This window comes from Pseudoclavibacter sp. RFBI5 (genome assembly GCF_002931395.1).
Classification (GTDB): Bacteria; Actinomycetota; Actinomycetes; order Actinomycetales; family Microbacteriaceae; genus Pseudoclavibacter.
On the sequence record NZ_PSYA01000001.1, the window covers coordinates 77,556 to 100,388 of the forward strand.

Annotated in this window: 19 protein-coding genes; 11 read left to right on the plus strand and 8 right to left on the minus strand. The window is 68.9% G+C overall.

The features are described 5' to 3' along the window. Nucleotides 1–123 precede the first annotated feature (123 nt). On the minus strand, nt 124–1,686 hold the full coding sequence (locus C5E06_RS00395; RefSeq protein WP_104305630.1) for a CoA-acylating methylmalonate-semialdehyde dehydrogenase: 1,563 nt from the start codon (nt 1,684–1,686) through the stop codon (nt 124–126). 128 nt (nt 1,687–1,814) lie between these two features. Here C5E06_RS00395 and C5E06_RS00400 point away from each other — a divergent pair, with 128 nt between their 5' ends. Beyond that, complete coding sequence (locus C5E06_RS00400) at nt 1,815–3,191, plus strand: NAD-dependent succinate-semialdehyde dehydrogenase (protein WP_104305631.1); 1,377 nt, start codon at nt 1,815–1,817, stop codon at nt 3,189–3,191. A gap of 37 nt (nt 3,192–3,228) precedes the next feature. Here the strand turns inward: C5E06_RS00400 and C5E06_RS00405 are convergent, their stop codons facing one another. Continuing rightward, nucleotides 3,229–3,477, minus strand: a complete 249-nt coding sequence (locus C5E06_RS00405) for a DUF6458 family protein (protein WP_104239727.1) — start codon at nt 3,475–3,477, stop codon at nt 3,229–3,231. Between the two features lie 154 nt (nt 3,478–3,631). On the opposite strand from C5E06_RS00405, the gene C5E06_RS00410 reads away from it, so the two are divergent. From C5E06_RS00410 to C5E06_RS00435, 6 genes are all read left to right on the plus strand, one after another. Then, nucleotides 3,632–4,072: a pyridoxamine 5'-phosphate oxidase family protein gene (locus C5E06_RS00410; RefSeq protein WP_104305632.1), complete on the plus strand. Its 441-nt coding sequence runs from the start codon at nt 3,632–3,634 to the stop codon at nt 4,070–4,072. A gap of 2 nt (nt 4,073–4,074) precedes the next feature. After that, entirely contained in the window at nt 4,075–5,196 is a 1,122-nt protein-coding gene (locus tag C5E06_RS00415; protein WP_104305633.1) for a class I SAM-dependent methyltransferase, read from the plus strand. Between the two features lie 77 nt (nt 5,197–5,273). Next, entirely contained in the window at nt 5,274–6,824 is a 1,551-nt protein-coding gene (locus tag C5E06_RS00420; protein WP_104305634.1) for an aminoglycoside phosphotransferase, read from the plus strand. A gap of 130 nt (nt 6,825–6,954) precedes the next feature. Continuing rightward, entirely contained in the window at nt 6,955–7,293 is a 339-nt protein-coding gene (locus C5E06_RS00425) for a hypothetical protein (RefSeq protein ID WP_104239731.1), read from the plus strand. Nucleotides 7,294–7,342: 49 nt separating this feature from the next. Then, nucleotides 7,343–7,603: a hypothetical protein gene (locus C5E06_RS00430; protein ID WP_104239732.1), complete on the plus strand. Its 261-nt coding sequence runs from the start codon at nt 7,343–7,345 to the stop codon at nt 7,601–7,603. Then, nucleotides 7,600–8,754 carry a zeta toxin family protein gene (locus tag C5E06_RS00435; RefSeq protein WP_104305635.1) on the plus strand — a complete coding sequence of 385 codons (1,155 nt, stop codon included), beginning with the start codon at nt 7,600–7,602 and terminating at the stop codon, nt 8,752–8,754. Before C5E06_RS00430 ends, C5E06_RS00435 begins: the two co-directional genes overlap by 4 nt. A gap of 19 nt (nt 8,755–8,773) precedes the next feature. Here the strand turns inward: C5E06_RS00435 and C5E06_RS00440 are convergent, their stop codons facing one another. Both C5E06_RS00440 and C5E06_RS00445 read right to left on the minus strand, forming a co-directional pair. Then, a complete protein-coding gene (locus C5E06_RS00440; RefSeq protein WP_104305636.1) occupies nt 8,774–10,111 on the minus strand; it encodes a hypothetical protein in 1,338 nt (445 codons plus the stop codon). Nucleotides 10,112–10,199: 88 nt separating this feature from the next. After that, a complete protein-coding gene (locus C5E06_RS00445) occupies nt 10,200–10,979 on the minus strand; it encodes an L-threonylcarbamoyladenylate synthase (RefSeq protein WP_104239735.1) in 780 nt (259 codons plus the stop codon). A 145-nt stretch (nt 10,980–11,124) separates the two neighbouring features. On the opposite strand from C5E06_RS00445, the gene C5E06_RS00450 reads away from it, so the two are divergent. Further along, complete coding sequence (locus C5E06_RS00450; RefSeq protein WP_104305637.1) at nt 11,125–12,075, plus strand: hypothetical protein; 951 nt, start codon at nt 11,125–11,127, stop codon at nt 12,073–12,075. Here C5E06_RS00450 and C5E06_RS00455 read toward each other — a convergent pair. After that, a complete protein-coding gene (locus C5E06_RS00455; protein WP_104305638.1) occupies nt 12,011–13,285 on the minus strand; it encodes a sugar MFS transporter in 1,275 nt (424 codons plus the stop codon). The two genes, C5E06_RS00450 and C5E06_RS00455, sit on opposite strands and share 65 nt — an antisense overlap. Nucleotides 13,286–13,308: 23 nt before the next feature. On the opposite strand from C5E06_RS00455, the gene C5E06_RS00460 reads away from it, so the two are divergent. Together C5E06_RS00460 and C5E06_RS00465 are read left to right on the plus strand one after the other, a co-directional pair. Further along, complete coding sequence (locus C5E06_RS00460; RefSeq protein ID WP_104239738.1) at nt 13,309–13,896, plus strand: TetR/AcrR family transcriptional regulator; 588 nt, start codon at nt 13,309–13,311, stop codon at nt 13,894–13,896. A 96-nt stretch (nt 13,897–13,992) separates the two neighbouring features. Continuing rightward, nucleotides 13,993–14,403, plus strand: a complete 411-nt coding sequence (locus C5E06_RS00465; RefSeq protein WP_181062843.1) for an META domain-containing protein — start codon at nt 13,993–13,995, stop codon at nt 14,401–14,403. A gap of 16 nt (nt 14,404–14,419) precedes the next feature. On the opposite strand, the gene C5E06_RS00470 is transcribed toward C5E06_RS00465, so the two are convergent. Together C5E06_RS00470 and C5E06_RS00475 are read right to left on the minus strand one after the other, a co-directional pair. Beyond that, the gene (locus tag C5E06_RS00470) at nt 14,420–15,274 is read right to left on the minus strand and encodes a hypothetical protein (protein ID WP_104305640.1); all 855 of its coding nucleotides are present in this window, start codon (nt 15,272–15,274) and stop codon (nt 14,420–14,422) included. A gap of 188 nt (nt 15,275–15,462) precedes the next feature. Beyond that, nucleotides 15,463–20,865: a fibronectin type III domain-containing protein gene (locus C5E06_RS00475; RefSeq protein ID WP_181062844.1), complete on the minus strand. Its 5,403-nt coding sequence runs from the start codon at nt 20,863–20,865 to the stop codon at nt 15,463–15,465. A 240-nt stretch (nt 20,866–21,105) separates the two neighbouring features. Between C5E06_RS00475 and C5E06_RS00480 the strand changes: the two genes are divergently transcribed. Then, complete coding sequence (locus C5E06_RS00480) at nt 21,106–22,194, plus strand: substrate-binding domain-containing protein (RefSeq protein ID WP_104305662.1); 1,089 nt, start codon at nt 21,106–21,108, stop codon at nt 22,192–22,194. Between the two features lie 3 nt (nt 22,195–22,197). On the opposite strand, the gene C5E06_RS00485 is transcribed toward C5E06_RS00480, so the two are convergent. After that, complete coding sequence (locus C5E06_RS00485; protein ID WP_104305642.1) at nt 22,198–22,749, minus strand: methylated-DNA--[protein]-cysteine S-methyltransferase; 552 nt, start codon at nt 22,747–22,749, stop codon at nt 22,198–22,200. Between the last annotated feature and the right edge of the window lie 84 nt (nt 22,750–22,833).

The window sequence follows — 22,833 nt, forward strand, 5'->3', positions numbered from 1 at the left end:
GTCTCGCCCGTCCGCGACAGCGTTGTGGCTTGATGCTGCTGCCGCGGTACCGAAGCGCATCTCGCCACAACTCTGACGCGGGGAAGCGGGCACGGGGCGCCCGCAGGGCGGGCGCCCCGCCTCCTAGTCGTTTTCGGGGAAGCCGAGGTTGATGCCGCCGTGCTTGGCGGGGTCGAGCCAGCGGCTGGTGACGGCTTTCTCGCGGGTGTAGAAGTGGAAGCCCTGGAGGCCGTAGGCCTTGGAGTCGCCGAACGCGGAGTCTTTCCAGCCGCCGAAGGAGTAGTAGGCGACGGGCACGGGGATGGGCACGTTGATGCCGATCATGCCGACCTGGATCTCGTTCTGGAAGCGGCGGGCGGCGCCGCCGTCGTTGGTGAAGATCGCGGTGCCGTTGCCGAACTGGCCGGTGTTGATGAGCTCCACGCCTTCCTCGAAGCTCTTCACGCGCACGATGCCCAGGACGGGGCCGAAGATCTCTTCCGTGTAGGCGCGGCTGGTGGTGGGGAGGTTGTCGATGAGGGTCGGGCCGAGCCAGAACCCGCCCTCGGCGCCTTCTGCGCTGATCTCGCGTCCGTCGACGAGCACGTCGGCGCCGTCGTCGTGGGCGATCTGGATGTAGGAGGCGATCTTGTCGCGGTGCACTTCCGACACGATGGGGCCCATGTCGGGTTCTGCGTGCGTGTCGGTGGGGGTGCCGTCACCGATACGGAGCCCCTTGATGCGCTCGGTGATCTTCTCGATGAGCTGGTCCGCGACGGGCTCGATCGCGAGGACGATGCTGATGGCCATGCAGCGCTCGCCCGCGGACCCGTAGCCGGCGTTGATGGCCTGGTCGGCGACGAGGTCGAGGTCGGCGTCGGGGAGCACGAGCATGTGGTTCTTCGCGCCGCCAAGGGCCTGCACCCTCTTGCCGTTCTTGGAAGCGGTCTCGTAGATGTACTGCGCGATGGGGGTCGAGCCCACGAAGCTGATCGCGGCGACGTCGTCGTGGTTGAGGAGGCCGTCGACGGCCTGCTTGTCGCCGTGCAGGACGTTGAAGACGCCGTCGGGCAGGCCCGCTTCTTTCCAGAGCTCCGCGAGCCAGATCGCGGCGGAGGGGTCCTTCTCGCTCGGCTTGAGCACGACGGTGTTGCCGACCGCGATCGCGATGGGGAAGAACCACATCGGGACCATCGCGGGGAAGTTGAACGGGCTGATGATGCCGACCACGCCGAGGGCCTGCTTGATGGAGAACACGTCGACGCCGGTCGAGGCGTTCTCGGTGAAGTCGCCCTTCATGATGTGGGGGAACCCGGTCGCGAGCTCCACGACCTCGAGGCCCCGCTGGATCTCGCCAGCGGCGTCGGAGACGACCTTCCCGTGCTCGGAGGTGATGATGCGCGCGAGCTCGAGCTTCCGCTCGTTCAACAGCTCACGGAAGCGGAACAGCACCCCTTGGCGCTTCGCGACGGAGGCGTTCGACCACGAAGGGAACGCCGCCTTCGCCGCCGCTACCGCCGCGTCGATCTCCGCCTGCTCGGCGAGCGCGACCTGCTTGGTGGCGACGCCAAGTGCGGGGTTGAAGACCGGCGAGGTGCGCGCGGGCGTCGAGGTCGAGCAGGCGCCGTCGATCCAGTGCTGGATCGTGGGAAGGGCAGAGTCCACGTGATGCTCCTCGGGGTGCGGGCTTGTTCTGGCTGAAAACATGGTCAGCCTACGGACGGGCACCGACGTTCGAATAGCGGCTTTGTAGAGCCGCGTCCCGGTATTCGACCAAACTGGCAGCGGGTTTTGCGACAGACTGGCACCGACGAACCGTGCGACCGAGGAGCGAAATGTCCGAGTACCGAGTGCAGAATCCCGCGACCGGCGAGATCATCGAGACGTTCGACGACGCGACGGATGCGCAGATCGAGCAGGCCGTCGCGAGCGCCGACACCGTGTACCGGGAATGGCGTGAGCGCAGCGTGCAGGAGCGGGCCGCTGTCGTGCGACGCGTCGCCGCGATCTTCCTCGAGCGCAAGGACGAGCTCGCCCACCTCATCGCCGTCGAGATGGGCAAGTCCGTGCAGGAGTCGATCGACGAGGTCGAGTTCGCTGCGTCGATCATCGACTACTACGGCGTGCACGGCCCGAGCCTCATCACCGACGCCGAGATCCCCAGCACCATTCCCGGCAAGGCGTTCATCGAGCATCGTCCCGTCGGCACCCTGCTCGGCGTCATGCCGTGGAACTTCCCTTACTACCAGGTGGCGCGCTTCGCGGCACCGAACCTCGTGCTGGGCAACACCATCCTGCTCAAGCACGCGGACATCTGCGCGCGGTCGGCCCTGACCATTCAGGAGATCATGGAGCAGGCCGGCGTCCCGGTCGGGGGCTACCAGAACGTCTTCGCGTCGCACGATCAGATCGCGACGCTCATCGCCGACTCGCGCGTGCAGGGAATCTCGCTCACGGGCTCCGAACGTGCTGGGGCGATCATCGGGGCGCAGGCGGGCCGGAACCTGAAGAAGTGCGTGCTCGAGCTCGGCGGCATCGACCCCATGATCGTGCTCGACTCGGATGACGTCGCGGCTGTCGCGAAGCAGGCGTGGGACTTCCGCGTCTACAACGTGGGCCAGGTCTGCAACTCGAACAAGCGTCTCATCGTCATGGACGACATCTACGACGAGTTCGTCGAGGAGCTGAAGAAGCTCGCGACGGGACTCGTCCCCGGCGACCAGCTCGACCTGGCCGAGGGCCAGTTCGCGCCGATGTCCAGCCGAACGGCGGCCGAGACCGTGGAGGCTCAGGTGCAGAAGGCGGTCGCGGAGGGCGCGACGCTCGAGATCGGCGGAGTGCTGTCCGACGGCCCGGGAGCCCACTACTCGCCGGCCGTGCTCACCGGCGTCCCACGCGACTCCGAGTCGTACGGCGTCGAGCTCTTCGGTCCCGTCGCGACGGTCTACCGAGTGTCGAGTGACGAGGAGGCGCTCGACCTTGCGAACGACTGCGCGCTTGGTCTCGGTGGCTCGGTCTTCTCGAGCGACGAAGCGCGCGCGACCCGTATCGCGCAGCGCCTCGAGGTGGGCATGGCGCACGTCAACACGATCGCGGCGGAGGCGGCAGAGCTGCCGTTCGGCGGGGTCAAGAACTCGGGCTTCGGACGCGAGATGGGCCCCATCGGGATCGGCGAGTTCGCCAACAAGCGCCTGTTCTTCGTCTCCGCCTGAGCGCAGCGGGTGCCGAGCTCAGCGCTGACCGTTCAGGTCAGTTGCTGCGGTTCGTGCGCTCGATGACTTCCTGGCCCGTGTTGGGGTCGATGACCTTCCGGGTCGTCGACGTGGACTGCTTGCGGCGCAGCGCCGTGACGAGGCTCAGGATGAAGACGACGACGCCAGCACCCATGAGGATGTAGCCGATGGTCTTGAGGTCGACGAAGCCGTCGAGGTCGATGTTGATGGCAAACGCCAGGATGGCGCCGATGACGATGAGTGCGATGCCGCTGCCGTAGCCCATTGGATGACCTCCGTGTCGGATCGAGCGGACGTCGCTCGGGGGATGCCTCAAGTTTCGCACCGCTCGCGTCGTAACTCGACTCCCAGATGTCGATTCGTGCGCGGCGACGAGAATCGGTCAGGCGAGGGGGCGTCGATCAGGCCATGATGGACGCATGGAAGACGAGCAACTGATCACCGTCCTGAGTGACGAGGAAAGCCGCGCTCTGCTGCGCGCGACGACCTTCGGTCGCATCGCGTTCGCCGTGAACGGCCGTGTGGAGATCTATCCGATCAACGTCGTGTTCAGCGAGCGCGATGGTGAGATCGTCTTCAAGTCGGCGCCCGGCTTCAAGCTCGCGGGGGCCTCCATCGCGAAGGAGGTCGTGTTCCAATCCGACGCCCTCGGCGACGGGTTCGCGACGAGCCTCGTGGCACGCGGGGGAGCCCGGGTGCTCAGCACGGAGGCTGAGCTCGAGAAGGCGGAAGCGCTCGGCGTGCGCCCGCTCATCGCGGCACCCAGGAACGAGTACGTGGCGATCACGGTCGTCGAGGTCTCTGGCCGCCGCTACATCACCGGTGAAGAGGCCGAGCCCCTCATCGACACCATCGCCTAGGCATGCCGGATCCCCTGTTGAGTGCCGCAGCTTCCGGCGTCACGGAGCCCGACCCCGTCGACCGGCTCATCCTCGATGAAGCCGCCGAGCTGGGTGTGGTGGATGCGCCGCTCGCGGTCGTCGGCGACGCCACGGGGGCGCTGGCCGTCGCGGCCGCGGAGCGCTTCGACCTGGACACGGTCCGCACCTTCCACGACGCCGTCTCGGAGGAGCGGGCCAGCGACGATGCAGTGCGGGCGAGCTTCCGTTCGCTCAAGGCCGTTCGCTTCGGCTTGGAGCCGGCGCTGTTCGACGGCGTTCGCCTCGTGCTGCTGCGCCTGCCGAAGTCGCTCGCGGAACTCGATGAGATCGCGCGCCTCGTCGCGGCGCACGCGCATCCAGAGGTGCGGATCGTCGCTGGCGGACGCATCAAGCACATGAGCCGCGGAATGAACGAGACCCTCGAGCGTTCGTTCGAGCGTGTGACGGCGAGCCTCGGCAGGCAGAAGTCGAGGGTGCTGCACGCGAGCGCCCCGAAGGCGGAGCTGCGAGGCGCGGCGTCGGCGTACCCGATCGTGCAGAGCTCCGACGAGCTCGGCTTCTCGATCGCGAGCCACGGTGGTGCGTTCGCGGGCCCGCGCCTCGATCTGGGCACGCGTGAGCTGCTCGCAGCCCTGCGTGACCTCCCCGCAGACGAGCTCCCGGAGGCGGGCCTCGCCGTCGACCTCGGCTGCGGCACGGGCGTGCTGGCCGTCGCGCTCGCGAGGCTGCGACCGGAGCTCGAGGTGATCGCGAGCGATCGATCCTGGGCTGCCGTGTCCTCTGCTCGCGAGACGGTGCGAATCGCGGGGGTCCAAGACAGGGTCGAGGTGCGCCGCGAGGACGCGGGGTCGAGCATCGAGACCGGTTCCGTGGATGTGGTGCTCCTCAACCCGCCGTTCCACGACCGGCACGAGGTGGTCGAGGACATGGCGCATCCGCTCTTCGAGCAGGCCGCGCGCATGCTCAGGCCCGGTGCCAGCATGCTCACGGTGTTCAACTCGGGTCTGGCCCACCGTGCGGCGCTCGAGCGGATCGTCGGCCCCAGTACGCAGATCTCGCGCGGTGCCAAGTTCACGGTGGTGCTCAGTCGCAGGCGCGGCTGATCGCGACGAGAAGTGGCGGATTCGCGCCTCCGGGCGGGCATCCGGTCGGTAGGCTGGGGAACTGAACCGGAGGCGCAATGACCGATCTCATCCACATGCTTCGCGACTGGATGCCGAAGCAGCGCTGGTACTCGGGCGGTGAGGGTCGGACGCCGCAGCTCACGCACCTCGGCAGCTACGTGCTCGCCAACCCGAACGGGGAGGCCGGGGTGCATCTCGTCACGGTGCCGTGCATCCTCGATTCCTCCGGCGATGTCCCGGTCGTGTACCAGGTGCCGATCGTGCTCCGCGAGGTGGATGCGCGCGTTCCCGCGCTCGGGTACATCGGGTCGATCAGCAACGCAGCCGGGCGTGTGAGCGCCGTCGTCGATGGTCCGCACGACATCGCGTTCGCTCGGGCGCTCCTGGCGCTGCTCGAGCGCGAGGGGCACGCGGCGGGGGCCGGTGGGCGGACGGACATCGCTGCGTACGGACTGCCGATGCCCGGGGCCGTGCTCGGCAGCTTCGTGACGAGTCGGGTGCTGTCTGGGGAGCAGTCGAACTCGTCGATCATCTGCGAGATGCGCATGCCAGATGGGGGCGCCGCTGCCCCGCTCATCCTCAAGGTCTTCCGCATGCTGCACGATGGCGAGAACCCGGAGGTGACGCTGCAGTCGGCGCTCGCCGCGGCCGGTTCCGTGCGTGTGCCGCCCGCCATCGGCCACCTGTCGGGCTACTGGCCCGACCCGCGCGTCAGCAGCGGGCGCGCCTCTGGCAACTTCGTGTTCGCGCAGGAGTTCCTCCCCGGGGTCGAGGATGCGTGGCGGGTGGCGCTGCGCGCCGCCGAGACTGGGGACGACTTCGGTGACGCCGCGTACACGCTCGGGGAGGCGACCGCTGAGGTGCATCGCACGCTCCGCGAGGTGCTGCCGAGCGTCGAGGCGAGCGCCCTGAAGGTGCAGGCTGAGGTCGACGCGATGCGGCAGCGCCTGGATGCGGCCATCGCCGTCGCCCCGGCCCTCGAGCGCCTGCGGGGTGCAGCGGAGGAGGTCTACGCGCACGCCGCCGAGATGCACTGGCCGACGCTGCAGCGGGTGCATGGCGACCTGCACCTGGGTCAGGTGCTTGCCGTGGAGGGCAGCGGCTGGGTGTTCCTCGACTTCGAGGGAGAGCCGCTGCGCAGCATCGAGCAGCGCAATACGGCGGATGCCCCGCAACGCGACATCGCCGGCATCCTGCGATCGTTCGACTACGTCGCCGGGTCGTTGGAGATGACGACTGGGCGGGATGTCGCCGGTGACTGGGCCGCCCGTGCTCGGCAGTCGTTCCTGAACGGCTACGCCGCGGCCGTGAGTGGCCAGGAGCGAATCGGGCGTCACACGGGCGCGATCACGCTCGACAGCCGGGCCGCGCGCAGGCAGGCGCGTGACTTCGACGATGCCAGGGGCACGCGCGACGCGAGAGGTGGGTCTGGTCCCTTCTCGCAAGGGGGTCAGTCGAGCTCGCTGCCGCTGAGCGCTGCGGAGTCGGCCGCGCTCATCAGGGTCTTCGAGCTCGACAAGGCGCTGTACGAAGTGATCTACGAGGCATCTCAGCGGCCGGCCTGGCTCAGGATTCCCGTGCGCGCGGTGCAGCGCATCCTCGCCTAGGGGCGCTGCCGGTCTCGACGGAGCCGACCGCGATGCGTGGTCGGCTGCCGTTGTCCACAGATTCGCCCCTCCACCGTTCCGGGCGTCGCGCCGCGAGTAGGTTCGCGAGTACGCAATCGGGAGGAAGCACGTGCCGCGCACCACGACGTTCGACAGTTCACCCGGCGACCCGCGAGGGGTGCCGAGCACGGGAGGCTACTCGCCTGAGGTGTACGACCTCCTGCTGGATGCTGGCGGCAGGCTGGCCGCCTTCTATGCCGCGCGAGCAGCGCGTGCCCGCAGCGACCTCGAGTCCAGGCGGTGGCTGGGGAAGCTCGCCGAACTCCGCGAGGAGGTCGCGGGCGTCGACGCCCAGTCGAACGTGAGCGTCGTCCGGAAGCGCAACGAGCTGCTGGAGCGGCACCGGGCAGAGGCGAGCATCGTCGCCAGCGGGCGCGGCAGCGGCAGGGCAGTCCGGGGCACCGGATGAACGCGACGGTGATTGCGCCACGGCAGACACGCACCACGAGAGGACGAACATGACCGACATGCCCAGCGACGAGCCCATCGACGACTACGACCCGATGATCTACGACGCCATGCGCGAAGCCGCGAACCGGCTCAGGGGTCTTTATGTTGCTCGACAGAATGAAGCCGGCTCTGAACAACAGCGACAGCACTGGCTGGAGAAGCAGATCGCCGTCAGGATCGAGGCGGATGAAGTCGACACGTACTCGCTCAATGCGGTGCAAGCTCTCCGGGCGTCGTTCGTCGCACGGCTCAAGGCGGAGGACCATTGAGCTCGGAGTCAGAGGTCACCCGCGAGCAACTGCGCGAGATCTTTGAGAAGTCCATTCGGCCGGAACTCGATGCTCTCCGATCTTCCCAACGAGCCTCGGAGCCGACGCTCGTGCTTGTTGGAGCACAACCCGGTGCCGGGAAAACGCGAACGGTGGGTCGCGTGCAGAAGGACTTCCGAGGGGCTATCCCGGTTATCGGGGACGACCTGCGAGTCTTTCATCCCGACTACGTGAGCGTGATGCGGGAGGACCCGCTTCGCATGCCGGAGGTGACGGCGCAGGCTGCTGGCGCGTGGGCGCGCATGTCGAGCGACTACCTGCGGGAACGTCAGGCATCCGTGGTGTTCGAGACGACGTTCCGACAGCCGGACGCCGTCGTCGCGACGGCCAAGGAATTTCGCGATGCCGGCTACCGCGTCGAAGTGCGCGCGCTTGCCGTGCCCGAAGCGGTCTCGCGGCTCGGCGTGCTCTCGCGGTACGCGGAACAGGTCCGCGACCAAGGGGCCGGCAGGTGGACCCCACAGGCATTCCACGACGTCGCCGCCGAGCAGATGCCCAAGTCGCTCGAACGGGTCATCGCCGAGGGGCACGTCGACCGGGTGCTCGTCGTCGACCGCGGCGGTCGTGCCCTCCACGCAGCCGACATCGACACGAACGCTGCGAGCACAACCGGCGCGCGCGACGGCGCCGACGCCCGAGCAGCCGTCATCGCCGGAAGGGGCCTCGACAACCTCACCCCGAGCGACGCGAACACCTGGCTCGCAGCACTCGACCGAGACGCGAACTTCGTGCTCAGACAAGCCGATCTCGGCGGCGACGTGCTCGCCACCATCGATGACCTCCGAGCCGACGCACCCCACATCGCGGCCCGCGCCCACACCACGCAGAGCCCCGCCCACGCGGAGACGTCGGCAGCGCTCGCGGCCCTCGGCGCCCGCACCAGCGCCGCACGCGAAGCCCTCAGCCACGGCGAGCGGCCCACTCGAGCGGGCGCGGTCGAGGAGCGCGCGCAGGGCCCGCGCCTCACCACCGAGCTCGCCACGGCGCTCGGACACACCACCAGCCCACTCGCCGACCCAACCCGCTCCCACACGTCCACCCGTGCGCGCACGCAGCAGGCTTCCCCGCAGCACGAACGCGACGAACGCTGACCTCCGGCACCGCACCCGTTCAGGCGACGCTGCGCAGCTCCGGTTCGCGCACCCGCAGGAACGGCACGTACGGCACGACGAGACGCTGCGCGATGCGGCCGAGCACGCCGCCGTCGGCCGCCAACTCGACCTCAGCGCCACCACCCATGAGAACCGCCACCATGTTGCGCTTCGCCGTCGTCCCCCACTGCTCCAGAACCGCCGAGTGCCCCGTCAGCACGTCACCGAGCGACAGCGCCGCACCCGCAGCGCGCTTCCCCTGCGCCGCACCGAGCACCCCCGTCTCCAATCGAACCACCCCGGGCGCATGCGCCGGATCCACACCATGCCCGAAATGGCCGACCCGCCCCAGGAACGGCAGGTGCACGTTGATGCCCAGGATCGGACCGACGGAGGGATCGACGGGAGCGAGCAGCGAGTAATGCGGCACGCGAGCCGACACGGGCAGATCGTCGAGCGACGCCACACCGTGCCCCAGCCCGGCACTCGACACGTGCACGACCCGGTCGACCCGCATCCCGAGTGCCATCGCCCGCCCCGTCACGCCGCCGCCGAAACTGAACCCGAACGCCGTCAGCTCCACGCGCCCGTCACGGGGGATCGAGTTCACGAACCCACCCAGCTTGCGCGCCAGCCCATCCGCCATCGCCGCCGACAACGCCAACGGGCCACGCGGGAACCGCCCGCCCTGCCACACGACGAGCCCGGCCGTGCCAGCGGGCGCGAGCGTAATGAGCTCCGACATGGTGTGCGCCTTGCCCTCGAAGTCGAGCAGCCGCGACTCGTTGCCGGGCACGAACACCCCCACCGACGTGACCCCCTCCGCGAACGGAGACGCGAACGGGTCCTCCGACTCCGAGATCGCCGCGCCCACGTACTCGACGATCGAGTCCCGCTCGGGATCGAACGCGAGCACGAAGCGCGGCTTCCCGCCGCGGTCGACGAAGCCACGGCCCCCGTGCAGCTCCCGCAGCTGGTGCACGAGCCGCTCGCGGTCGCGCAGCTCCCCGCGGCTCGCATCCGCCAGGATGCTCTTGATCTCACCACCCGCGAACGCACTCGCACTGCCGAGCGCACGCTCGATGGAGGCGCCCGACTCCAAAGCACCGATCGCACGCCCGAGCGACTCCCGGTTGGCCCGCACGCGAACCGACCACGGGATGCCATCGAGGTTGCCGACAAGCAGCGGAACCTGCTTCAGGAGACGCGCGCGCTCGGCCTCCGACAAGGCGCCCCACCACTCCCGCGTCGTCGCGGCCGTGGGAGGCGCGTTCAGCACACGACGCAGGCGCGCACGCGAGATGGGCCGCGACGCGATGAGGCGGGTGAGGTCAGCAGACGAAGAACGGGCTCGCACGCGGAAAGCGTAGCGAGCCCGCCCGACAAATCACGTCGTGAATCTGCCGTACGCACAAGAGGCGCTCAGCCCCCGGTGCGAGCCAGAATCAGTAGTACTCGCCCTGGCGGAAGTCCCAGCTGTTGAACGACTCAGCGAGGATCGCCATGATGCGGTTGATGTCGAGGCCCTTGCGGATCACGACGGGAGCCGGCGAGATGGAACGCTGTCCGCCCTGCTCGGGGATGAGCGTTCCGTCGGCGTCGACCATCGAGATCATGACGCCCTGCTCGTGGCGCGTCTCCGTGGTGGCCTCAGGCTGGATGGATGCGACGTAGTCGTTCGCCTCGATGATGAGGTCGGCGCGGTCGTGGATGCGCTCGCCGATGCCCTCGACGAGTCCACGGTTGCCCTTGCCAGACGGGTTCGCGGAACTCGCGAACGCGAAGCGTCCGTGCTTCTCGTACAGCTCCTTCGCGAGCTTCTCGCCGGGGACGCCGAACTTGATGACGAAGCAGCTCGTGCCGCGCCCGTCCATCATGAGCTCCTTCGTGCCGTCGTCGGGAAGGGCCGCGACGGCCTCTTCCTTCCACGGGAGGATGCAGCCGAGGAGGATGTCGTCGTTCCAGTGGCGCTCGTAGAACGCGTCGATCTCCGGCGTGAGCTGCGCGAGCTCGCGCAGCTGCTCGAGGGAACCGCACAGCACGACGCCAGGCTTGTTGCGGTTGCGCTCCTTCGCCTCGAACTTCCGCTCGAGTCCCTCCTTGTCGGAGGTCATGATGATGTAGCCGACCTTCGTCGGGACGACGACGAGTCCGCCGTCTCCCGTGAGGATCTCGACGGCTTCTGGCTGCACGTCGCCGTTCCACGCGATCAATTTGCTGTCCATAGCTGCGTTTCTCTCGAAATTGGTGCTCGGGCTCGTCGAGCCGGAGTGAACTGTCGCGTCCGCTTGGGTCGCGTCGAGGATCGATCCTACTTGGTGTTGGCCCGCAGCCAGGGTCGTGCACCCGCTCGCCCGTAGGGTTGAGGGCATGGAGACTCCTCAGCATGGCCCAGAAGGCGACGCATCCTCCGAGGTCGAACCCGAGGCGCTGGTTATTGCAACGGCCCCGCGGCCGACGACGCCTGAGGCGGTCTCCCGAGTGCTGGAGCGCTTCGTGCGCGAGGTGATGCCGCCGATCTTCGACGCGGACAACACCATGGACGTGCGCGGCCTTGACCTGGCGCGTGTCACCGCGCATCCGCTCGCGGGCGACCTCCTCGGCATCGACATCGATCTCACGGGCGTCCAGGTCACCTTCGACGCCACGGTCGAGGAGGCGCCGCCGCTCCCGGAGTTCCCCGAGTTCGGCACCGAGGTCGCGAGGACCGACGCCCGCGTCGCCGAGGTGCGGGTGCGGGGCCTCCCGGTTCGCATCCAGGGCGCCGAAGTCGAGGCGTCGATCACTGCCGCCGGTGTGCACGTCGACTGGGCGGAGGATGATCGCGGGCAGCTCGCGCTGGCATTGAGGCAGGGCACGGCGGGTGGTGAGGCCGCGACGGTCTTCCCCGTCGACACGCTGCTGATCGACGTCTCCGCGAGGCAGCGGGAGGTGGTGGATGCGCTCGTGTCCATCGTCACGGAGTCGGGGGAGAGCCAGGGCATCCACGTGTCCGATGTCGATCTCGAGCTCACGCAGGCCGGCCCCCGAGGCGCGCACCTGCATGCGTCCGGCAAGGTCCGGCGGGGTTTCCTGCGTGCGAGTCTGCTGTTCACGACGGAGGCGCAGCTCGGCGACGACCTGAAGCTGCAGCTCATCAACCCGCGCCTCACGAGCCGCAACCCGCTCATCGGCCTGCTGCTGCTGGCGGTCCGCAGTCAGATCCGCGAGGAGCTCAAGGACCCGATCGATCTCCGTGACCTGCAGCTCGATCCGCTCAAGCTGGCGGATGCGCAGTTCGAGGTCGGTGAGCGGCTGCGTCTGCGCCTGCAGTACGACTGACCTGCGCGGGAGGCGCGTCCGAGGCGCGCGCCGGTGAGCTCGCTGCCGGTTGCTTCGAGGCGGCGAGGATGCCGATCACCACGAGCAGGGCGGATGCGATGAAGCTGCCCGGGATGCCCACGAGCTCGATGGCCTGCCCGACAAGTGCCGAGCCGAGCGCCTGGCCGAGGACGAGGACAACGAACAGCAGCGCCGTCCCTGCCGGCGCGCGGGTGGGATCGAGTCGCGTCGTCCACCAGATGAGCACGCCGGTGCCGGCCGTGTACCCCCAGCCGAAGGCGATGCAGGCGGCGAAGGCGAGTGGCCACACCCCCGCGGAGGTGCCGAGCAGGACCGTCGCCGCGGCGACGGGCAGGCTGGTCATGAGCCAGGCCCGTCGAGAGGTCAGCTTCTGGAGTCTGCCGGCTGAGGCGATGACCGCCGCTCCTCCCACACCGAGCGCGATCCAGGCCCCGGCGGAGAGTTCCTGGCTTGCGCCTGCGTCGACGAGCGCGGTGCGCCCGAACGTCCAGACGGCGGCTGAGCCTGCGCCGAGGAAGAGCGCCGCGGCGATGACGGGCAGGTGCTGGCGAAACCACGATCGCGGCGGAACGGGGGCGAGGCGGGGCGCAGCATCCGGTCGCGCGGTGGTGGCGGTGGTTCCTCGCCAGGTCGAGGCGATGACCAAGCCGCCGGCCACGATGCTGGCCCCCGCGGCGAGCGTCCAGGCGAGTCGCCAGTCGGGCAGCAGGACGAGCGCCAGGAGGCCTGCTGCGACGAGGCCGGGGCCGGTGCCCGCGTTGACGACGCCCTGCATCCGTCCCACGTGCTCCTTCTTGACTGTCCTGTGCAGCAGCTCCACCAGGGCGGGTGACGCGAAGCCGGCTCCGCTCGACGCGAGGATCGCCGAGGCCGCGAAGACGCCTCCGTCAGCGGCGAGGGCCATGCCGAGCGCGCCGCCGGCAGCGGTCACGGTCGCGAGGGCCGCGAAGAGGTGCGGGGCGCGGGCCGCCAGCAGGAAGCTGGCGAGCGCGGCTGCGCAGTAGGCGGCGGAGGCGCCGCTCGAGATGAGTCCGGCGGCGGATGCGCTCAGTGAGAGCTCCGCTTGGACATCGGGGAGGAAGAGTCCGTAGGCGAGGCGGACGAGCCCGTAGGTGGCTGCGATCAGGGCGGTCCCCGAGGCGACCAGCAGGAGTGGGCGGCGACCCCGTAACGAAAACGATCGTTTCATATTTACGACTCTAGAGTGTTGGCATGGCAATCCGCTCCAGGACCGAGACCAAGCTGCTCGACGCCGCGGACGAGCTGTTCTTCACGGCGGGCATCCACGCGACGCCGATCGACGCCGTCCTCGAGCGCGCGGGGGTCTCGGCGGCCACGCTCTATCGCGGATACGCCAGCAAGGAGGCCCTCGTCGCGGCGGCCCTCGAGCGCCGACACCGTGCCTGGATCGAGCTGTGGGATGCGGAGATCGCCAAGCATCGCGATGACGAGCAGCAGCTGCTCGCCGTCTTCGATGCCCTGGACGCGTTTCGGCAGCAGCCTCTCGGCTCTCGCTGGTGCGCCTTCCTCGGGGCTTCCGCCGAGTACGCCGACGCTCCCGCCGAGGTCCGTGCAGCGGTGCAGACTGACACCGAGTCGCTGCGGTCGCGGCTCACGCACCTCGCGAGCCCGTTCGACGAGTCAGCGTCCCTCGCTGAGGAGCTGCTGCTGCTCGTCACGGGCTACCTCGCGATGCGTCTCCGCGATGAGCGGTACTCGACGGCCACGGCACGGCGGATGGCGTCGGGCCTCATCCGTGCCGCCACGACCGAACCCGACTCGAGGCGCGACTCGGCGTAGCGGCTGAGGCTCAGTCGGCCTGGTCTGCAGCGCGTGGTCTTCGTAGGGTGATGGTGAGCGGATGCTCGACGAGCACTCGACCACACCGGAGGTATCTTGCAGCACACGTCCCGCCGCACCCGAGTGGCTTTGTCGTCGCTTGCCCTCGTCGTTCTCGCTCTTGCAGCCTGCACGGCACCGACGCTCTCGCAGGAGGAGCTGATCGGCACCTGGGTCGTGAGCCAGTCGCCAGCCGACGTCCCTGCGGAGTTCGGCTCGGCGACGATCGAGTTCACCGACGAGCACGCCTTCGCCGGAGCTGGCTGCAACGGTGCATCCGGCCCGTACTCCGTGGTTGGGAACCGGATCCGAATCGACTTCTGGGCCGCGTCCGAGGTCGGCTGCGATCCGAATCTCCACGAAGTGGAGGACCTGCTCTACAGCGGCTTCACTGGCTTGTCTGTCGATGGTGAGGAGATCGTCATGCCGACGTCTGCTGGAGAAGCTCGCTTCATTCGCGAGGGCTGAACCCCTGGTGCGGACGTCAGGCGGCCCCCTCGCGCGACCGCACCTCATCCAGCGCCAGGGCGATCTGCTCGACTCTGCCGAGAACCGTGGGCCCGATCCAGAGCAGGATCGGCAGTGATGCGAATGACGCCAGGCGGGGGAACTGCTCGCCGCCCGAGAGGACGAGCTCGGCGGCGGCAGCGGTGAAGAAGGCTATCGTCGTGCCGGCTGCGATGGGTAGGAGCAGTGGGGTGACCGTGCGTCGTTGATCGATCGCCTCCTGCAGCTCATCGATCCTCGCGATGTTGATGCGGATGCGATCATTCGCGGGGTTGATCGATTGCTCCAGGAGCCTGCGCGAGCTCCGATCAAGTGGCGTGTCTCGGTGAGCCATGACCAGCCAGGCGAGGAGCAGTGCGAGGCAGAGGGCCGCTGACCCGGTCACGCCGAGGAGCGCTGCCCCGAGAGTCGTCTGCCACGGTCCGGGGGCCTCGGTGAGCGTCACGGTCAACCACACGCCCGCGACCGCGCCGACGACTCCAGCGACCACCAGGGTGCGGATGCGTGCCGGCGGCAGCTGAGCGGGGAGATGCTGCACAGCGGCCCGCCAGCCGAGCTTCGCGACGGACGTCTCAGCGATGTCCACTTCGTGGATCTCCCCCGGGCCGAGGGCAGTCAGGACACCGGGCCCAGCCTTGGCCATCCGGGCGTCGCCCCAGCGAAGCCCGAGAAATGCGGCAAGCACGAGGACGAGCGGGAGACCAGCGATGGCGATGAAGATCACCCAGCCGGTCGGGAGGCCGAGCAGCGCAGCAGCGGTCACGAGGCCGATGAGCAGGAGAGCGCCCGCGAGGACTGCGAGCGCTCCCTTGCGGTTGCGGTTCTTTGGCATCGAGGCCCCCGTTTTCGCGTCGCGTTTCGGCAGGCGCTGCCGGCTTCTGGGTCGACGACGACGCTATCGAACGGGCGCGGCCGGGAACTGGGTGGTGCCCTCGGTGAGCGCTTCGGCCGCGGGCCCGGCGAACGCCGCCGAGCGGGCGCCGCGTTCGTGTCCGACGCGGAGCCCACTCGGGCGTGCAGCTACTTCGTGACCGACACCTCGTGGGTTGTGCTCACGGTGGTGCCTGCGGCGTTGATGAACTCGACCGTGTAGGCGTACTGCCCCAGCGCCTTGCCCTCGACCTGCAGCGTCGCCTTCTGGGCGGCGGGGCTCGCCGCGGTGAGTTCGCCGGTGCCGACCTCGACGCCGTTCTCGAGGAAGCGGTAGGCGGTGGCGTTCGTACCCCACCAGAGGTTCGCCGTCACGGTGTAGGTGCCGTCGCCGTCCCAGTTGTCCGAGGAGAGGGACGGGGCGCCGGGGGAGGCGTTCGTCACCGTCACCGTGAGCGACTCCGTTGCGGTCGTTCCCTTCGAGTTCGCCAGCTCGCCGGTGAAGACGTAGGTTCCGTTCGCCAGGCCGGCGATGTCGACGACGGCTGACTGTGCCGCTGGCGAGTTCGTGCTGAGCGGTGTCGTGCTGACCAGCTGGCCGTCCTGGTAGAGCCGGAAGGTGGAGCCGTTCTCGCCCCACCACAGGTTCATCGTCAGCTGGAACTCGCCGTCACGGAGACCGGTGTTCCAGCCGTCGTTGGAGGAGAGCACTCCCTTTCCCGGCGCCTTCGTCGCGCCGTCGTCCGTCGGCGCCTCCGGCAGCGTCACGGGTGCGGTCGCCGCCGAGCGAGGACCCTCGCCGGAGGCGTTGACGCCGGTCACCTCGTAGGAGTGGGTCGAACCTGGAGCGAGTCCGGTGACGGTGCAGCTCGTCTCGGTCGCTGCACAGACCGGTTCCGATTCCCCTGCCTCGTAGACGCGGTAGCCCGCGAAGCCCGCACCGGGGTTGGCGAGGTCATCCCAGGAGACGGCGATGGAGGTGTCGCCCTCCTGCGTCGCGACGGCGTTCTGCGGAGTCCCCGGCAGCGTCTCGTCGGCGACGGCCAGCCAGGAGATGACCGGCTTCTCGCCGCCCGCGCCCTCGTTGGTCACGAGGTAGTCGACCGTCGCCGCCTCCGAGAGCGTGAAGGTCAGGCCGGCGGAGAGCTTAGGTGTTGAACCGGAGAGGGGGATGCTTCCCTTCGCGAGTTCCGTGCCGTTGACCGACACGGTCTGGTACATGGTCCTGCTGAGGTTCCACCACTCGGTGAAGCCGCCGGTCAGCGTGTAGGTGCCAGCCTCGAGAGGAAGCCGGTAGCTCAGCTTGGTGGTGTCCTGGTAGAGCCCCGTCGAGTACTTGTCCTTGATATCGGTCCCCGTCTTCAGCTTCATGCCGTCAGAGAGGTGCCCCCATTGCGTGGCGGATGTGGAGACCTGGTCGACCTTGTCGTTGCGCAGTCCATCGACGGCAGCTGACACTGCCGCGTACTGGGGCGAGGCGGCGCCGTCCGTTCCGGCGTCGATGAAGTACACGATCCCGGGTGGCACGATCTCGAACTGCGCGACGACCGGTGCGTCGCTCTCGTCGAGGCGTCCGTTGGCCGTGATCGTCTCGTATTCGGTGCGGGGCTGCTCGTGGGCTGCAGGCTCCCACGTGACGGCACGTTCGGTGTCCGCGACCTTCACCGTGCTCGGGAGTGGATCGTCGGTGTCGAGCACGCCCTGCACGCCGAGGTCGCGTGGCAGCGTCTGCACGTAGACGAGTGCGAGTCGTGCGTTGTAGCCGCTCGTTCCATTGGTGCCGAACTCCAGTTGGACGACGGCTTCCTCGTCGAGCGTGAGCGTCTGCGCGATCGGCGTCGCCGACCCTGTCGAGGTCGCCGTCTTCGAGACGGTCTCGCCGTTCGCCGTGAGCTTCGCGGAGAGGTTCGTCGTGAGTCCCGCACGGGGTGCCTGAACTCCGACGATGTTGTAGGAACCGGCGGGGAGGGTCAGGTGGTAGGTGACCGGCTTGTTGAAGTCGGCGCCGATGTAGGAGGAACCCCAATCCTGCGGTGTTCCGCTCGCGAGCGTGGTCGCCGCGGTCGAGTACCCCCACGTGCTGCCTGGGGCGGTGCCGTCCCACTTCTGGTCGGCGGTCTCGTTGCGGAGCTCAGGCGAGACGCCTGCCGCGGCCGCGTGGGCCGACCCTGCCTCCGAACCGCTCGAGCCGGAATCGATGAAGTAGTCGAGATCGGCGGGGACGACGAGCACCGTCGCCGAGAAGCGCTGGTAGACGCCGGCCCCGGTCTTCTCCGAGGTGCGCCCGCTGGCGGCGAAGCTCGCGAGCTCGCCGGTGGTCGTGGCGCCGGCGTTCGACGCGGCAGTCCAGATGACCTCTTCCTCGGTACCCGAGAGGAGGAGTGTGCCGGGCAGGGCACGTTGGGCGGTCGTGATGGCCAGGGAGCCGAGGTCCGTCACGTCGGCGCTCACATCCTTGGGGGTGAGCGCGTCTGCCGCGGAGTCGAGACGCCGTTCGAGCGCTGTGGCGCCCTCGACGTCGAGTCCGTAGCCGACCGGGTCGGCGATCGCGGCCTGCGCGGCCGTCCGTGCGGCAGCGAACGGGGCCCACGACTGGGGGCCGTAGTCTGCCTCGACGAGCTGCGCGACGGCGGAGACGGCTTCGGTGAGTGCTCCCGTGTCGACGCGCGCGGAGTCGGCGACCGCACTGATCGTGGCGACCGAGTCGACGTTGAGTGCGCTGTCGTTGGCAGTCCTGATGACCACCGTGTGGGCGCCGTTCGCGAGCCCGCGGAGCGTGAAGGTCGTTCGGGCGCTGCCTGCGCTCCACGTTGGAGCTGCGAGCGCGACGGGGATCCCGTCCACCTCGACATCGAGCGTCGCGGTGCCGGGGTTGGCGCCGATGATGTCCAAGCCCGTTCCGGTGAAGGAGTAGCTCAGTGCGGCTCCCTTGGCCGTGCTCTTGGATGCGGTTCGCTGCCACTCGAACATGCCCTGTCCGTTGACGTGGCTCCAGTTGGCGTCGAACTCGAGCACCGGGGTCGACGTGTTCGACCAGCTGCTCTGGTGCATCCCGTCGATGATCTGCGTGTAGTAGGGCGTGTACCCGGGCAGTGTCTGGATCCGCAGGTTGTCGAACTGCACGAAGTTGAAGCTGGACCCGAGTTGGATGCGCCCCGCGGCCTGCGGCGCGGTATCCGTGTGCGACGCGATCTGCACGCCGTTGATCGAGGCAGTGGAGGTGTCGCCTGCGACGGTCACGGCGATGCTGTTCCAGACGCCGGCACCAGCATTGAACGCGACCTCCGCGTTGCCTGCCACGGTGCCGCTCGCGAGCGTCGCGCCGTAGCGGCTGAAGGTCCACGCGCCGGTGGGCTCGACCTTGAGCTCGGCCGCCGAGACGTTCTGCCCGTTCGCCGTGCCACCCTGCTCCCTGGCGCCGATGGTCGCGTACTGCGCTCCCGCCGCCTCGAAGAGCACGTCGGTCGAGACGGTGTAGTTCGCCCACCGGGCGTCGCCGATCGTCGTCTTGGGGTCGCCGCTGTTCCACGCGCCGCCGGCCATGCCGGGGCCGACCTGCTGCCTGAGCACCCGGCCGTGCGTCGCATCGGATGTGGCAACCGACTCGAATGCGCCGTTGGTGTCGTTGGTGTAGCGCGGGGTCACGCCCTGGTCCTCCGGCTGCAGCGCTGGCGTTCCGCTCGGCTTCTGCTTGGCGCCGCGGCTGTCCAGGAACGACGCTCCGGAATCGACCAGCGCTCCGGTGGCAGGGTCGTAGCCGCTGATGTTGCCTGCGCCGGCGTACTCGAAGTCGTCGGCGTACAGGACCTCGTCATCGGTGACACCGTTCTGGGCGCCGGTCGGGTCGGTGTCGAGAACGTCGCGGCCCCCGTCCTGGTCGGTGTATTCGGGGGATGTCGGCAGCGAGCTGGCGTAGCCGTCCCTGGGCGCGAGGCTGCCGTCGGCTGCTGCTGTCGCCTGGTCGAGCGTCGTGAGGGTCAACGACGACCAGGGCTTGACCTCGACGGTGTAGAGCCCGTCCCCATCCGGCGAGATCTCGCCGATGGGGGTGAGGTAGTTGTCGTTGTAGGCCTGGCCGTCGTCCGCGGCGCGCGTCTCCCAGAGCTCGGCCGTGCGGTCGGCCCCGAGCTCCATGTCCTTGGCCGTGATGCGGTACGTCTTCGTGAAGCTGCTGTCGTTGATGATGACGGTCGAGAAGTCACTGGCGTCGGGTGCCGCCAGGGTCGTGAAGGACGCGCCACCGAGGCGGGCACCGCTCGGCGGATTGCCCTTCCCCAGCTCGCTGTCGGACGCCTGGGGGATCGCCCGCCAGATTCCCGCCGTGTTGTCGTCGTTCTCCCAGCCGAGCTTCGCGAACTTCGTGAACTGCTCGATCATCGCGAGGCCGCCGTCGTAGTACAGCCAGCCGGACCACGGGTCGCGCGCGCTCACGAGCTCCTTGGAGGAGTACTGGAACCCGTCGTAGAACGAGCCGATCGCGGGCTGGAAGATGTTGAGGGTGCGTCGGGACTCGTCGAATCCGGTCGTGACCCAGTTGCCCATCTCGAGGGCGCTGTTCGGGCCGCCGAATTCGGTGCCCGTTCCGCCCCGCTCGTCGCTGTTGGTGTTGTTCGGCCGGTCGGCCGAGTTGGAGAACGTGGACTGGCCCTCCGAGTTCCAGACCTCCTTGTCCAGCTCCTCTGCAACCTTCTTGAGGTTGCCCGCGTTGTCGTCGGCGCTCGAGTAGTGGAAGCCCACGATGTCGACGGCGTCACGCAGCGAGGAGTCGCTCGGGGACGTCATCTGGTTGCCGAAGGACACCGGCGGAGTCCCGACCGTGTCGGCGGCGACCGTCTCGATGGATCGGTAGAGGTCCCGTTCCTGGTCCGAGGCGAAGCCGCTGTTCGGGTCGCCCGCACTCGCGCTCTCGTAGCCCTTGTCGTCGCCGCGGAGCCAGCCGGAGAAGTCCTTGTAGAGCTGGACCTCGGGGTTGCTCGTCTCGTTGGCGTCCGGGTTGATCGAGTCGACCATGATGCCGTATTCGCGGTACGCGGCGAGCACGGTGTTCTTGAACCAGATGTACTGGGCGGCGTGCGTGGTGGCCCAGGCCGGCCGATTCCAGCGCAGGATGCTGACGTGCACGTCGCCGTGCGCGACGAGCTGCGCGTCGGCCGCGAGCTGGAAGCCGGGCTCGCGCTGCACGTTCGGGTACTCGTCACGAGTGCGCATCGTGGCTGCGTTCGGCCCGGTGGAGGTGTTGCGGTCGTTGCCCATCTCGATCTTGATGGTGTTCATGATCGGGCGGTCGCCCCCGAACAGCGTCTCGATCAGCTCCCAGTACTTCTCCGGATGCTGCGCCTTGTAGTCGAGGAGCAGAGCGCTCGTCGAGTTGGCGGTGAGCACGCCGAAGCCCTTGAACGTGAGGCCGTTGACGTTCTCTGCGGCTGCCGCGACATCTGCGCCGTCCACGGTCACCGAGACGGGATCCGATCCCGCGGCCTGCGCGGACGTGGGGGCGACGAGAACCGGCGCGATCATCGCCACCGCCGTGGCCGCGATGAATGCCAGACTCATCCGCCGCCTGCGGACCCTGCTCGTGCTCGTGACTCGACCGAGCCGATGGTCCTGAGGCATGTGCGCTCTCCGTTCTGTGCGCTGTCCGCGCGGGCTCGTTCGTTGAGTGCGCGGCGGGCACGACTGTGTGCTTCCGAGCTGATCTTGAAGTGGGGTCGGCGAAAAGGCCAGCAAAGCGAACAGAACCGTTCATGCTCGACGCGATGCGAACATGTCTGTACGCTCGGATCCGTGGACGACATGCCGCCGTTCGGTCTCCTGCGTCGAGAGCGGATCCTCAACGAGCTGCGGCGGGCAGGATCCGTCCGCGTCGCCGCGCTCGCGCGGCAGCTCGAGGTGTCCGAGCTCACGATCCGCCGCGACATCACGCACCTCTCCGATCGCGGTCTCCTGACCAGAGTCCACGGCGGCGCGACCCTGCGGAGCCGCCTCGACACCTCGGTGCCATCGGTCGCCGCACAGGCGACCGCGATTCGCTTCAGGGTCGGCATGGTCACCCCGTCGCTGAGCTACTACTGGCCGCAGGTGATCGTCGGCGCACGGGCCGCGGCCACTGACCTCGGCGTGCAGCTCGTGCTCAGGGGTGCCAGCTACTCCGTCGACGATCAGCGCAGGCAGATCTCCTCCCTCGTCGAATCGGGCGGCCTCCACGGCATCATCGCCGCACCGGAGACGGGCGGTGCAGACGGACGGGCGCTGCTGCACTGGCTGGAGTCCCTCCCGGTGCCCGTCGTGCTCGCCGAGCGCCACGCCTCCTCCGTCGCCACGCTCACGAGCCTCGAATGGGTCACCACGGACCACGTCTTCGGCGGCTCACTCGCTGCCGACCACCTCGCGGCGCTCGGGCACCGCCGGGTCGGCATCCTCACCTCGACCGGTTCCCCGACCTCCGCGCAGCTCCGGCAGGGCTGGAGCGGTGCCGTCGAGGAGCTCGGCCTCGAATCGGTGGTCGACGTCGACGCGAACCTCGACGACATGGACGGGCAGTCCAGGGAGGCGTTCATCGCTCGAGTGCTCGATGATTGCCGCCGGGCATCTGCGACGGCCCTGCTCATCCACTCCGACCCTCAAGCGGTGCTCGTGCAGCAGTACGCCCGCGATCACGGCTGGTCGATCCCCGACGACCTTGCCGTCATCGCCTACGACGACGAGGTGGCGCAGAACGCCGAGCCGCCCATCACGGCGCTGCGTCCCCCGAAGCAGCACATCGGCCGGCTGGCCGTCGAGACGATGGTGTCGCGTCTCGAGGAGGGTCCCCGTCGACCGGCGCAGCGCACTCGTGTCCTCCCCGTGCTGCACGCGCGGAGCTCGACCGCGGCGCGCTCCTGACCGTCAGCCGCGCATCCCCATCGCGCGTTCGTGGTCGATGAGCGCCTGCCTGACGGCGATGTCGTCAGCGTGCCCCGCGAGCTTGCCGCTGGCGCGGACGATGCGGTGCACGGGCACGAAGAGGCCCACGAGGCAGGCGCCGCACGCGCTCGCGGCGGCGCGGGCGGCGCGTGGATGCCCGGCGATGGTCGCGACGTCGCCGTAGCTCGCGAGGGTGCCGGGTTCGACGAGCCTGGCCGCCCTCCACATGGCGCGGCGCAGCTCGGTGCCGTCCTGGTGGACGTCGATGGCGTCGAGGAGCGACGGGTCGCCGTCATCGAAGGCTCGGACGGCGGCGAGTGCGGCGTCGGCGTCATCGAGCTCCTGCACCTCGAGGAGCTCGGATCGGCGGCCGAAGACCGCGTAGGCGAGCGAGTTCGGGCTCCCGAATCCTGAGGCGCGCACGGCCTCCGACGGCCCGGCCTTGACGATCGAGAATCGCTCGCCGAGCAGCTCGACGCTGCCGACGCGGAGTGCGTTGATGTCGAGCGGCGACTCTTCGGGTGCTTCTGGCATGACAGGAACTCTGCCACGTCAAGAGAAGTCCCGGTCAGAGGCGGTGTGGAGGCGTCGAGGTTGCGCTGGGAGTTGGCTGAGCCA